Annotated in this window: 13 protein-coding genes; 9 read left to right on the top strand and 4 right to left on the bottom strand. The window is 60.9% G+C overall.

Going from position 1 to position 12,287, the window contains the following annotated elements; all coding sequences use genetic code 11:
* Positions 1 to 91: 91 nt before the first annotated feature.
* From ACQ4WS_RS21745 to ACQ4WS_RS21725, 5 genes are all read left to right on the top strand, one after another.
* On the top strand, positions 92 to 1,024 hold the full coding sequence (locus tag ACQ4WS_RS21745) for a substrate-binding domain-containing protein (protein WP_436479131.1): 933 nt from the start codon (positions 92 to 94) through the stop codon (positions 1,022 to 1,024).
* Between the two features lie 89 nt (positions 1,025 to 1,113).
* Positions 1,114 to 2,166, top strand: a complete 1,053-nt coding sequence (locus ACQ4WS_RS21740; protein ID WP_436479094.1) for a sugar phosphate isomerase/epimerase family protein — start codon at positions 1,114 to 1,116, stop codon at positions 2,164 to 2,166.
* Between the two features lie 9 nt (positions 2,167 to 2,175).
* Positions 2,176 to 3,327, top strand: coding sequence for a Gfo/Idh/MocA family protein (locus tag ACQ4WS_RS21735; RefSeq protein WP_436479093.1), 1,152 nt, complete (start codon positions 2,176 to 2,178; stop codon positions 3,325 to 3,327).
* 9 nt (positions 3,328 to 3,336) lie between these two features.
* Positions 3,337 to 3,627: a 2Fe-2S iron-sulfur cluster-binding protein gene (locus tag ACQ4WS_RS21730; protein WP_436479092.1), complete on the top strand. Its 291-nt coding sequence runs from the start codon at positions 3,337 to 3,339 to the stop codon at positions 3,625 to 3,627.
* A 118-nt stretch (positions 3,628 to 3,745) separates the two neighbouring features.
* Complete coding sequence (locus tag ACQ4WS_RS21725; RefSeq protein WP_436479091.1) at positions 3,746 to 5,413, top strand: outer membrane protein assembly factor BamB family protein; 1,668 nt, start codon at positions 3,746 to 3,748, stop codon at positions 5,411 to 5,413.
* 25 nt (positions 5,414 to 5,438) lie between these two features.
* On the opposite strand, the gene ACQ4WS_RS21720 is transcribed toward ACQ4WS_RS21725, so the two are convergent.
* Positions 5,439 to 5,747 carry a hypothetical protein gene (locus ACQ4WS_RS21720; protein WP_436479090.1) on the bottom strand — a complete coding sequence of 103 codons (309 nt, stop codon included), beginning with the start codon at positions 5,745 to 5,747 and terminating at the stop codon, positions 5,439 to 5,441.
* 92 nt (positions 5,748 to 5,839) lie between these two features.
* On the opposite strand from ACQ4WS_RS21720, the gene ACQ4WS_RS21715 reads away from it, so the two are divergent.
* The gene (locus tag ACQ4WS_RS21715) at positions 5,840 to 6,109 is read left to right on the top strand and encodes a ubiquitin family protein (protein WP_436479089.1); all 270 of its coding nucleotides are present in this window, start codon (positions 5,840 to 5,842) and stop codon (positions 6,107 to 6,109) included.
* A 4-nt stretch (positions 6,110 to 6,113) separates the two neighbouring features.
* On the top strand, positions 6,114 to 7,220 hold the full coding sequence (locus ACQ4WS_RS21710; RefSeq protein ID WP_436479088.1) for a WD40/YVTN/BNR-like repeat-containing protein: 1,107 nt from the start codon (positions 6,114 to 6,116) through the stop codon (positions 7,218 to 7,220).
* Here the strand turns inward: ACQ4WS_RS21710 and ACQ4WS_RS21705 are convergent.
* On the bottom strand, positions 7,193 to 7,816 hold the full coding sequence (locus tag ACQ4WS_RS21705; protein WP_436479087.1) for a TetR/AcrR family transcriptional regulator: 624 nt from the start codon (positions 7,814 to 7,816) through the stop codon (positions 7,193 to 7,195). The two genes, ACQ4WS_RS21710 and ACQ4WS_RS21705, sit on opposite strands and share 28 nt — an antisense overlap.
* A gap of 157 nt (positions 7,817 to 7,973) precedes the next feature.
* Here ACQ4WS_RS21705 and ACQ4WS_RS21700 point away from each other — a divergent pair, with 157 nt between their 5' ends.
* A complete protein-coding gene (locus ACQ4WS_RS21700) occupies positions 7,974 to 9,029 on the top strand; it encodes an MBL fold metallo-hydrolase (protein ID WP_436479086.1) in 1,056 nt (351 codons plus the stop codon).
* A 1-nt stretch (position 9,030) separates the two neighbouring features.
* Here ACQ4WS_RS21700 and ACQ4WS_RS21695 read toward each other — a convergent pair whose 3' ends face one another.
* A complete protein-coding gene (locus ACQ4WS_RS21695; protein ID WP_436479085.1) occupies positions 9,031 to 9,363 on the bottom strand; it encodes a hypothetical protein in 333 nt (110 codons plus the stop codon).
* A 442-nt stretch (positions 9,364 to 9,805) separates the two neighbouring features.
* Here ACQ4WS_RS21695 and ACQ4WS_RS21690 point away from each other — a divergent pair, with 442 nt between their 5' ends.
* Positions 9,806 to 10,816 (top strand): substrate-binding domain-containing protein, encoded by a 1,011-nt coding sequence (locus ACQ4WS_RS21690; RefSeq protein ID WP_436479084.1) that lies wholly within the window; start codon positions 9,806 to 9,808, stop codon positions 10,814 to 10,816.
* A 7-nt stretch (positions 10,817 to 10,823) separates the two neighbouring features.
* Here the strand turns inward: ACQ4WS_RS21690 and ACQ4WS_RS21685 are convergent, their stop codons facing one another.
* Positions 10,824 to 12,221 (bottom strand): ATP-binding protein, encoded by a 1,398-nt coding sequence (locus ACQ4WS_RS21685; RefSeq protein WP_436479083.1) that lies wholly within the window; start codon positions 12,219 to 12,221, stop codon positions 10,824 to 10,826.
* Between the last annotated feature and the right edge of the window lie 66 nt (positions 12,222 to 12,287).

The raw sequence follows: 12,287 nt of genomic DNA, 5'->3' as shown, positions 1-12,287 counted from the left end.
GTTCTGAAAGGGCGGCCAACGGGCGCCCACAACCTTGGAGGAGAGCAGCATGAAGAGCTTTATACGGGTAGCAGGGATGGCAGTGCTGGTGATGCAGGCGTGGGCGCTGCCGAGTGCGCAGGCCGCCGCGAATGTGGAAAATAAGCTGGTGGTGGGCGTAGCCATTCCGACGGCCACGCACAGTTTTACGTCCGGCATCGTGTGGTGGGCGAACCAGGCCAAGGCGGAGCTGGAAAAAGCCCATCCGGGCCTGAAAATCATCGTCAAGACGGCCGCCACGGCGCCAGAGCAGGCGAATCAGTTGCAGGACATGTTGACGGTGAACAAGATCAACACCCTGGTGATCTTCCCCATCGAATCGGCGTCCCTGACGCAGCCCGTGGCGCAAGTGAAAAACAAGGGCGTCTACGTGACCGTGGTGGACCGTGGCTTGACGAATACGCAGTCGCAGGATGCGTATATTGCCGGCGACAATACGGCGTTTGGCAAGCTGCCGGCCGAATATCTGGCGAAGAGCCTGAATGGCAAGGGCAATATCGTCGTGCTGCGCGGCATGCCGACCACCCTGGACAACGAGCGCTACGATGCGTTCAGTGCCGTCATGAAAGGCCATCCCGAGATCAAGGTGCTGGACGCCAAGTATGGCAACTGGAATCGCGACGATGCCTTCAAGGTCATGCAGGATTATCTGACGCGCTTCAAGCACATCGACGCCGTCTGGGCCGCCGATGACGACATGGCCATCGGCGTGCAAAAAGCTATCGCGCAAGCCAAGCGCACGGACATCAAGCAAGTGTTCGGCGGCGCGGGCGCGAAGGGCGCGGTGAAAAAGATCATGGATGGTTCCGATCCGCTGATCGTGGCCGACGTCTCGTATTCGCCGAAATTCATGTACGACGCCATCAAGCTGACGACGGAAGCGCGCCTGAAAGGTGATAAATTGCCGGCCAACACCATCATCCCATCGGTGCTGATCACGCGCGAGAACGCCAAGCAGTTCTACTTTCCGAACTCGCCTTTTTAATTTTCGCAATGTACCCAACAGCAAGTGCTGGGGTCAGACCCGCCGGGTCTGACCCCGGATTTTGCTCTTGGGGTTGATAAGGACTACCCATGAAAACCATCCAGGGCCCGGCCATTTTCCTGGCCCAGTTTCTCGGCGATGAGCCGCCGTTCGACTCGCTAGAGCACCTGGCGCAATGGGCCGCCGGCCTGGGTTACAAGGGCTTGCAGCTGCCCACGGCGCCGCGCTTGTTTGATCTGGAACAAGCGGCGGCCAGTCAGCAGTACTGCGACGACGTGAAAGCCTTGCTGGCGCGCCACGGCTTGCAGGTGACGGAACTGTCGACGCATTTGCAGGGCCAGCTGATCGCCGTGCATCCCGCCTACGACGCGCTGTTCGACGGTTTTGCACCCGAGCAGGTGCGTGGCGACAGCGCGGCCCGCACGGCCTGGGCCACGCAGCAATTGCTGTGGGCGGCAACCGCCTCGCAGCGCCTGGGCCTGAAGGCGCACGTGACGTTTTCCGGCGCGCTGGCCTGGCCGTATCTGTACCCGTGGCCGCAGCGTCCCGCCGGCCTGGTGGAGACGGCATTCGCGGAACTGGCCAAGCGCTGGCTGCCCATCCTCGATGCGTTTGACGTGGCCGGCGTGGACCTCTGCTATGAATTGCATCCGGGCGAGGACTTGCACGATGGCGTGACGTTCGAGCGCTTTCTTGCCGCCGTCAACGATCACCCGCGTGCCTCCATTTTGTACGACCCCAGCCACTTCGTGCTGCAGCAGCTCGATTACCTGGCCTTCATTGACATTTATCATGCGCGCATCAAGGCTTTCCACGTCAAGGACGCGGAATTCCGGCCCAACGGACGCCAGGGCGTGTATGGCGGCTATGCCGACTGGCAAGACCGGGCCGGGCGCTTCCGCTCGCTGGGCGACGGACAGATCGACTTCAAGGCGATTTTCTCGAAGATGGCGCAATACGACTTTCCCGGCTGGGCCGTGCTGGAGTGGGAATGCTGTTTGAAGCATCCCGAGGATGGCGCGGCCGAAGGGGCGCGCTTCATCCGCGAGCACATCATCCACGTGGCCGGGCACGCGTTCGACGATTTCGCCGGCAGTGCGGTTGACCAGGATCAAATTCATCACTTGCTTGGCTTGAAATAAGGAGACGACATGCAGCGACGCTTACGGCTGGGCATGGTAGGGGGCGGACAGGGCGCGTTCATCGGCGCCGTGCACCGCATCGCTTCGCGCATCGACGACCAGTATGAACTGGTGGCGGGCGCCCTGTCGTCCGACCCGGAGCGTGCACGCGACAGCGGTGCCGCGCTGCACCTGGCGCCCGAACGCTGTTACAGCGATTACCGCGCCATGGCGCAGATGGAGGCCGCGCGCGCGGACGGCATCGAGGCCGTGGCCATCGTCACGCCCAACCATTTACATGCGCCCGTCGCCACGGCGTTCCTGGAAGCGGGCATACACGTGATTTGCGACAAGCCGCTGGGCATCTCGCTGGCGGAGGGGCAGGCGCTGGCAGCGCTGGCGCAACGTCAGAATCTGCTGTTTGCGCTCACGCATACCTACAGCGGTTATCCGCTGCTGCGCCATGCGAAAGCCATGGTCGAGGCGGGCGAGATCGGCGAGCTGCGCCTCGTGCAGGTGGAATATTCGCAGGACTGGCTGGCCGACGCCATCGCGGCTGGCGGCATGAACGAGGGCAACTGGCATAACGACCCGCACAAGGCCGGCCCTGGCGGCACCCTGCTCGATGTGGGGCTGCACGCCTATCATCTGGCGCAGTTCGTCAGCGGATTGACGCCGTACGCCGTGCTGGCGGAACTGTCGACCTTTGTTCCCAAGCGCACGCTGGACGACCACGTGCAGGTGATGTTGCGCTACGCCAACGGCGCAAAAGGTACGCTGTGGGCCAGCCAGGTGGCGACGGGTTGCGAAAACACGGTGCGCCTGCGTTTGTTCGGCAGCAAGGCGCAGCTGGATTTTGATCAGGAACAACCGAGCGCGCTGTGGATCACGCCGCAGGGCGGCAACCGGCAGCTGCTGCGTCCGGGCCGGGTCGACAGCGCGGCCGCGCGCCATGCCACGCGCGTGCCGGCCGGCCATCCGGAAGGTTATCTGGAAGCGTTCGCCCAGCTGTACCTGGATGCGGCTTTGCGCATTCGCGCCTTGCAGGCGGGCTTGCCCGTGCCCAGGGAAGCCAGTTGGTTGCCGACTGTCACCGATGGCGTGGCGGGCCTGGCCTTTGCGGAAGCCGTGCTGCGCAGCCATGCGGATGGCGGTCGCTGGACCACGCTGGCGGACTGTTAAACTGGGCGCATGAACGCGCCCTTTACCATCACCATCCTTCCGCAAGGCTGGCAATTCACGGCAGCGGCCGGCACTACCGTGCTGGCCGCTGCCGAACTGGCCGGCATCCGTCTGCTCAGCTCCTGCCGCAATGGCACTTGCCGCACGTGCATCTGCCACATGCCCGAAGGAAAAATACGCTACACGGTGGACTGGCCCGGCATCAGCCCTGATGAGCGGCTCGATGGCTACATCCTGCCTTGCGTGGCCGTGGCCGAAAGCGATCTCACCGTGCAGGCGCGGGCCGTGCGCCGCACTTGACCTTGCCTTGCGCTGGTGAGAATGTGTGATATTTTTTGCATCTTTTCATGTTAAAAGATTTGATGGGTTTTGAATCTTGCCATGGTGGCGGATGGGAAAGCCCGAACATGGAAGAGACATGACTATAACGATGCAAGGATCGTACCGTGCCGCCGCATTGCCTGCCCTGATGCTGGCCTTGCCATTCATCGCCGGTTGCGGCGGTGGGGGCGGACTCTTCGGGCCGGAAGACCGCCGCGTGCTGCAACTGTCTGAAGTGAGCAGCACTTGCGACATGGCGCCAGGGGAAAATTGTACGGATGTCCATGTGGTGGTCAGCAGCGACCTTGGCGAGCGGCCTCTGTGGGGAGCGACGGCCTCGAATGGCGTGACGGTTTTCCAGCTGTCGGATCAGCAGAAACTGTCGGAGAACAGTTGGCGTTTCACCTTCAAGCCCGTGCCAGGTTTGCCTCCGGGCAGCTATGCAGGCAAGATCACGCTTTCGCCGCTGAACCTGATCGCGCTCAAGTACAACAATTTGCCCGAAAGCATGCCCTACAAGGTAACGGTGGCGCCCTTGAAGGGCAATCTGTCGCGTCTGGCCGCGCTGTCCGGTGCGGGAGATTGGGAGGGTACGAATGGCAATGCGGCACACACGGGCCTGGTGCCCGTCGATCTCGATGCGGGCAAATTTTCGCGCCGCTGGACGTGGGAATACGCTGGCGGAGAAAAAACTTATCGCATGAGTCCGCCAGTGGCCGCGAATGGTCTCGTGTATTTCTCGCTTGAGCAATCTGCAGCCGATAGCCAGGATGCGAAGAGTATCATCTATACCAATACCTTGACGGCCCTGTCGGAGCACGACAGCAGTGAGCAGTGGCGCACGCCGCAGACGCTCGATAACGCACTGAGCGCGCCTGGCGTGTCGGGCACGCGCCTGGCGATGGCGGGCTTGGCCAGCGTCCACACGTTTGACGCCGTGAGCGGCGTCAAATTGGCCACTGCCACGCAGCCGCAGACGAACGGCATCCTGACGGCGAGCTCACCGCTGACCGCTCCTACGCTGGCTGGCGCAAGCGTCTATGTCGGCGGCAATAACGACGTGATCAGCGCGGAGTCGACGACGGGGCGCAATCTGTGGTCCGCCAGCCTGGGATTATCGAGCTTGGGCAATGTCGACGAGTGGACCCCGGCCGTGAATGCCAGCACGGTGTACAGCAATACGGCGGGTACCTTGCGCGCGTTCAATCGTGCCGATGGCGCGCAACAATGGAGCGTGGCCGTTCCGGGACAAGTGGTGACCGGCTTGAGGCGGTCCAGCCTGTATCAGGCACCCGTGCTGGCCGATGCGCACAGCGTACTGCTGTTGAACCAGCGTCTTGCCACTGGTTTTTCCGTTGACAACAGCCTGACCCTGGTCGACACGGATAGCCGCCAGGTGCGCTGGAGCGTCAATGGCCAGTTCACCACGCAGCCCGTGGTGGCGCAGGGTGTGCTGTATGTGGGCAATCACGCCACGGCGTCGCTCGAAGCGCGCAGTCTGGCGACGGGTGCCGTACTGTGGAGCTGGCCCCTGTCGGCGGTCAAGGAAGAGCGCTTTGGAGGCGACCTGATCGTCACCAACAAGCTGCTGTTTATTGCTGGCCAGAAGGGTACGTACGCGCTGGACCTGGCCAGTCAAAAAACCGTCTGGTCTTTCCGCCTCGCCGGCAAGCTGGCCTTGTCGCGCAATGGCGTGCTCTACATCCGTTCGGTGAGCGACAACGGCAACGGCATGTCGCGGGTGACGGCCATCAACTTGCAGTAAATAGGGGCGCTGCCGCGGCCGGCTGTCAGGGCTTGCCGCCCTTGAGCCGCTGCAGCAGCGCGTCCACGCCGTCGCTGACGGGCAAGCCGTGGCGGCGCAGCAACTGCACGTGCAAGACCAGGTTTTCCAGCACCAGCTTGGCCGCCACGGCCAGCAGGGCCAGGTTGCGGTCTTCCGGGCTGAAACTTTCCATCGCGTCGGCCATCTCGCACAGGTGGTTGGCGATCAGCCCGCGCAATTCCTGCTCGTCGAAGGGCAGGTCGGCAAAATCGATGGGGTCGGCCACCTCCACTTCCTGCATCAGCACCGCTAGTTCTTCCGGGGTAATCGTCATGCCTGGCCTCCTTGTGTGCTTGCCGCTATTTTAATTGTATTGGCCGCAAAGCGGACTAGAATGAGTCGAGGCCGACGACGTCGAAGGGCAGCATGGCGCATCTGCATTTTACGCAACAACTGGCACGCTACCTCGACGTCCCCACGGTGGACGTCGATGCACCACGTCTGCGCGCCGCCCTCGCTGCCGCGTTTGCCCGGCAGCCGCGCCTGCGCGGCTATGTGCTTGACGAGCAGGGCGCCTTGCGCCCCAACGTGGTGATCTTCATCGATGGCGCCCGTTGCCGTGAGCGGCGCGTGCTGGACGACGCCTTGCAGCCCGACAGCCAGGTGTATATCTTGCAGGCACTTTCCGGAGGTTGACGCCATGACAGCAATCCCGCAGCGCGCGTATCTCGGTACCCGCAAGGGCTTGTTCCAGTTCGATGTCGATGCGGCCGGCGCCTGGCAGCTGGCGCTGGTGCAGTTTGCTGGCGACCCCGTCTCCATGCTGCTGCACGATGGCCGCGACGGCACCCTGTACGCGGCCCTGAACCTGGGGCATTTCGGCGCCAAGCTGCACCGCCTCGACGCGGGCAGTTCCACATGGCAGGAAGTCGCCGTGCCCGCCTATCCCGCCAAGCCGGAAGACAGCACCGATAGCGTGGACTGGACCTTGCGGCAGATCTGGTCGCTGGCGGCCGGCGGCGCGGACCAGCCCGGCGTGCTGTGGGCGGGCACCTTGCCTGGCGGCCTGTTCCGCTCAAGCGACCGTGGCGGCAGTTGGCAGCTGGTGGAATCCTTGTGGCATGTGCCGCAGCGGGCGCAGTGGTTTGGCGGCGGCTACGACGTGCCCGGCATCCACAGCATTTGCGTCGACCCGCGCGACAGCCATAAAGTGCTGGTCGGCGTGTCCTGCGGCGGCGTCTGGCAAACGCTCGACGGCGGCGCCAGCTGGGCTTTGAGCGCGACGGGCATGCGCGCCGACTACATGCCGCCCGAGCTCGATGAAAACGAAGCCGTGCAAGATCCGCACCGCATCGTGCGCAGCGCCGGCACGCCGGACGCGCTGTGGTGCCAGCACCATAACGGCATCTGGCGTTCGCGCGATGCTGGCTGGCACTGGCAGGAAGTGACGACGGCGCCGCTGTCGCATTTCGGCTTTGCCGTGGCCGTGCATCCGCGCGATGGCGACACGGCCTGGTTCGTGCCGGCGCAGGCGGACGTGCTGCGCATTCCCATCGATGGTGCGCTGGCTGTGACGCGCACGCGCGATGGCGGAAAAACGTTTGAGGTGTTGCGTGCGGGCTTGCCGCAGCAGCATTGCTACGACCTCGTGTATCGCCACGGGCTGGCACTGGCCGATGATGGGCGCAGTTTATGCTTGGCGTCGACGACGGGTGGCGCCTGGTATTCCAGCGACGAGGGCGAGCATTGGCAGACGCTGTCTGCCCATTTGCCGCCCGTTTATGCCGTCTGTTTTGCCACGCCGTAGTAGCACAGGAAAATATCGACGGCCAGTTCCGTCACTTCGCGTCGGCGCGCCGGGCCCAGCAGAGGCTCACCGAGGGTGATTTGCGGCCAGAAGGCAAAGGTTTTTAAAGGCGACATCAGCAGGTGCGCCACTTCCAGCGTCTCGCCCGCCTTGATGCGCCCATCTTGCTGCGCCGCGCGGATCCAGATATTCAGGCCCGTTTCTTTTTCATTCAGGCGCGCCACCATGGCTTGTGCCCGCTCGGGCGAGTGGATGGTTTCGCCAAAGATCACGCGCGCCAGGTCGATGAAGGCCGCGTCGCACAGCAAGGCCATTTTCTGCTCGACCAGGGCCAGCACTTGCGGGCGCAGTGGCTGGTCGGCCACATAGGGCACGGCAGGCTGGGCCATGCTGTTTTCCCACATGCGCTGCAGGATTTCCGCGAATAACTCGTCCTTGCTGGGGAAATGGTTGTACACGGTACGCTTGGAAACGGCTGCCGTGGCGGCGATCTTGTCCATGCTGGTCGCATCAAAACCGTGCTCGCGGAATTCGGCGATGGCGGCATCGACGATGGCGACGCGCTTGCGGTCGGTGAGGCGTTGCGGTGCGGCCATGGCTGAAAATCTCCTTTGAAAACAATATTTTACACCTCCTGGTTTACTTTGCCAGAAATCGGAACTACACTGTGTAGTGTAATTTATTCCTTGCATTTTATTTACCGGGCCGCATATGCACTTGCACCGCATCTTATTCTTGGGAGTCCTGATCATCATGAGTTCTTGCACCCTGCGCGCCGCACCTGCCGCGCCCGCTTCTTCCTCAACCTTGTCACCACAACGCCACGAAGGCAAGTTCCGCAATCCCGTGCAGATGCACAAGCTGGGCACGGCAGCAACGCTCAAGTTGATGTGGACATTTTTCTTTGACAAGCCGGACAGCACGGTGCCTGCCGCTGCCGTGCCCGTGCACGCCTTGACCCGGGCGCAACTGCTGGCCGCGCCCGACAACAGCCTGTTTCGCCTCGGCCATTCGACCCTGCTGTTGAAGCTGAACAATGAATTCTTCCTCACCGACCCCGTGTTTGCCGAACGTGCCTCGCCGGTGCAGTGGGCAGGGCCAAAACGTTTCCATCAGCCGCCCATCAGCATCGCCGACTTGCCGCCGATTAAGGCCGTGATCCTGTCGCATGACCATTACGACCACCTCGACCATGCTGCCGTGCTGCAACTGGCAGCCAAGACGGAACACTTCGTCGCGCCGCTGGGCGTGGGCGACACTTTGCTCGAATGGGGCGTGCCGAAAGACAAGGTGCAGCAGTTCGACTGGTGGCAGGGCACGACAATTGCTGGCGTGAAACTCGTCGCGACACCGTCGCAACATTTTTCGGGACGCGGCTTGTTTAATGGCAATCAAACCCTGTGGGCTTCGTGGGTCATCGACGCGCCCGAGGTACGCGTGTTTTTCAGCGGCGACTCCGGCTATTTCGACGGTTTCAAGCAGATCGGCGACAAGTACGGGCCGTTCGACGTGACCATGATCGAGACGGGCGCGTATGACCAGCTGTGGCCGGACGTGCACATGCAGCCGGAGCAGACCTTGCAAGCCCACCTGGACTTGCGCGGCAAGTGGCTGATGCCCGTGCACAACGGCACCTTTGACCTGGGGTTACATGCCTGGCATGAACCGTTTGAGCGCATCACGGGACTGGCGGCCAAGCAGGGCGTGAACCTGGCCACGCCGCAAATGGGCGAGGCGGTCGACCTGACACGGCCGAAGAAGGGTGAAAAATGGTGGTTGGCGATGCTGGAAGAAGAAATGATTCGGTAATTTACGCCGTGACGTCGATCAGGCGTCCCAGGGTCTGGCCATAGCTGTTCAGCTGGGGCGTGCTTTTTGGCGCGGCGGGGACCGCTTGCTGCGGCACGGCCACCTTGATCGCCTGGTCCAGCTGCGGCGCCTTGATGGCGGTGGGGGCATCGGCCTGGGCTTGCTGGCTGCTGCGTTGGGTCTGGTTCAGCGATTCCTGTTCCCGCGCCAGCGATTGGCGGCTTTGCGCCAGCTGTTCACTGTCGCGCTGTACCTGGTTCTGGCCTTGCTCGACCCGGCGTTGCGCCGTAGCCAGCGAGGCTTGCAAGTTGTTGACGGACGTTAGCGTGAGCACATTGTTCACCTTTGAAAGTATGTCCAGGCGTGCAGGAAAGGGAGGGAGCCCGGCCGATGCGCTGCGTCAGGCGCAATATGCCAAGCGGTGCTTTACCTGAATCAAGAGTAGGACAAATTCTCGCACACTTCCAGTCAATTATGTTTTCTTGATAATTTTATCGTGCGCTCCCTGCGTTACCGAGCCGGCATGTGGAGGCTGGCGCAGCACTTCAAAAAGTGAGTACCCGCTGTTGCTTTTAGCTCTGGTTTGTCTGCCACCACCGATGCCGCGCTGCGGAAAGGCAGGAAGTGCTCACATTTGAAACGTTGCTTTTTAAATAGTCAATATGTTGTTGTTTTTTTACTGGGTTTGCGCACGGTGATACGCGGCCTGTTTGGCGCTCTGGGCTATAATTGACGGTCAGAGTTGGTTTCTTTTGCCATACAGACAGGTAGTTAACATGAATCTCAAGAGCCTCGCAATTGCCCTCGGCATGTCGAAAACGACAGTCAGCAGGGCGTTGAACGGCTATCCGGAAGTCAATTCCCGCACCCGTGAAATCGTCCTGGCCGCCGCCAAGAAAGTCGGTTACCGGCCCAATCCGCTGGCGCGCAGCCTGGCCGTCGGCCGCACCAATGTGCTGGGCATGATCTATCCCCTGCTGCCCAGCGACCTGGGCGACAGCGTCTTTCTTTCCGTGGTCAATGGCATGTCGGACGCCGTCGAAGCGTCGAAGATGAGTTTGATCATCGCCCCCGTGTCGCCGCAGAACGAACAGCCGTCATATGAAACCATGGTGCGCGGGCGTCAGGTCGATGGTCTGGTGGTGGGCCGCACCAAGGTCGTCGACGAGCGCATCGCCTACCTGACGAAGGTGGGCTTTCCTTTTGTCGCGAATGGCCGCACGCGCATCGATGCGCCCTACGCGTACTTTGACTACGACAACGATACGGGCATTGACCTGGCTGTGTCGTTCCTGGCGGCGCATGGCCACCAGCGCATCGCCCTGCTGAGCGCGCCGCTGGAGCTGCATTTTGCCTACGAGCGCAAGGAAAGTTTTATCCGCTGCATGGCGCAAGCGGGCTTGCCGCTGGACCCCCAATATCTGCTCGACAATACTTTTGATCGCCGCAGCGGCTACCAGGCCATGCAGCAATTGCTGGCTTGTTCGCCCCGTCCCACGGCCGTCATCGTCGACAATCACCTCTCCGGCGTGGGCGTGGTGCGCGCGCTGATGGATGCGGGCATCGAGATCGGCAAGGAAATCTCCGTCATCGTCTGGGGCAATGTGGAAGATACCTTGATCGGCATCAACGTCACCACCATAGCCCAGCCCGACCTGCGCCGCGCCGGCGCCAAGATGGTCGAAATGCTGCAATCCCTGCTGGCCGGCACGCCGCCGGAACGGCTGCAGGAAATCTGGCAACCGGTGCTGTTGCCGGGGGCGACGGTGGGACGCTGCGTGGATTAGTCTCGGTTCAGGTCCAGTATGGAACGTATTCCGCGAATTTATTGCCGCTGGTGCTGTCTTTGCGTTTGATGCGTCCTGCCGCGACGGCATCGGCGATCAAGTTGGTGATTTGATTACGCTGGCGCTCGCTGACCTTGAAGCGCGTACGCAAGGTGGTGTTGGTCAATGTTTGACTGGAAAAATACTGCAGAACGGCATGTTGATAGCAAGCTTCCACCCGTTCGGCTTGCGCCATGTCGGCGAACTGTCTTGGCGCGTACAAGGTGACTTGGAAACCGTTTTCCAGTGGCGTGAAGACGACGGGTGGCATGCCGAACAACTCGACGGCCGAAACCACTTTTTGGAATCCCGTACCCCTTTCCTCGCAGATTCGATATTGGCGAAATTTAGATGCCAGCAATTCATTGCGTGACTCGGGTGTCGTACCGATCAGGCGGTCAAGGCGCTTGCTTGGAAGCAGTGCTCCCGGATTGGTGAAGGTAATGCGATCGTCGTAGATTTCTATGGTAGGCCCGGCACCCGTGACGTTAAAATCTTGGTGGATCAAGGCATTCGCGATTAATTCGCGTAGTGCAATTTCAGGGTAGAGGCTAACTTGCTCCCGCAGGGATTGCTGGATCACTTCCGAATGTGGCAAGACGCGCAGTAGGTAGCCGATCAAGCCTTCGAAACCCACCGCATAGCCTTTGTTACCGCGAACTTCGTCAATGGTATCGACTTTATTGGTGCCGCTATAACGGATGACTCGAATACGTTTACGACTGAGGTGCGTGAAGTGTTCCAACTCACGTGCTGCTGAGATACCACCGAAATGCGTAATATAGTAGCCACTGCCATCGGGAATAACCATATTTTCCTCTTCCAGCCAGCGCATCAGCTCAAAGCTGTCGTCAGGAATAGGGCGCTGCAAGAGTTTGGAAATGGTGGCTAGGTCAAGATGTTCGATGACTTCACTAGCAGAAAGCAGGGATGTCGTTCGTAATTCCTCCCAGCGCGGTGCATGGCTGTTGAGCATGAGTGCACCAACTTCTGATCGAGATGCCTTACGGCTTGTGCCACCCGATCTTATCCATGTTTCTTCAATACTCTTTCCCCTACGATGTGCGGGTTTGTCTGCTTGTTCGCGGATATAAATGAATAACAAAGGAATGGCGTCGTATTCGACTACTGCATGGTCAAGGATAAGAGGCGGCTCAACTGCATCTCGGCCCAGATTGGTCAGCTGCAAGATGGTTTCTTCAACTTGAGTTTGCTCAACTCCCGTCAGTGCGGCTCCAGCGTCGGCGATGCCATAGACCATATAGCCGCCATGCGGACAATTGGAGAAGGCAATCAAGTGTTCGATTAAACGCTTGGCGTTCTCAAGAACCAAGTGCAACACCTTTGTCCTGTAAGGTGTCGGCATGTCGAACAGCTATAAACATTTAACTACCCAAGAGAGGGCCGTGGTCATGACCATGCGCGATGACCA

The sequence above is a fragment of the Janthinobacterium leeuwenhoeki genome (assembly GCF_051380795.1).
Lineage (GTDB): Bacteria > Pseudomonadota > Gammaproteobacteria > Burkholderiales > Burkholderiaceae_D > Janthinobacterium.
The sequence above is the reverse complement of the archived record's forward strand: the minus strand, read 5'-3'. Positions and strand labels throughout refer to the sequence as shown.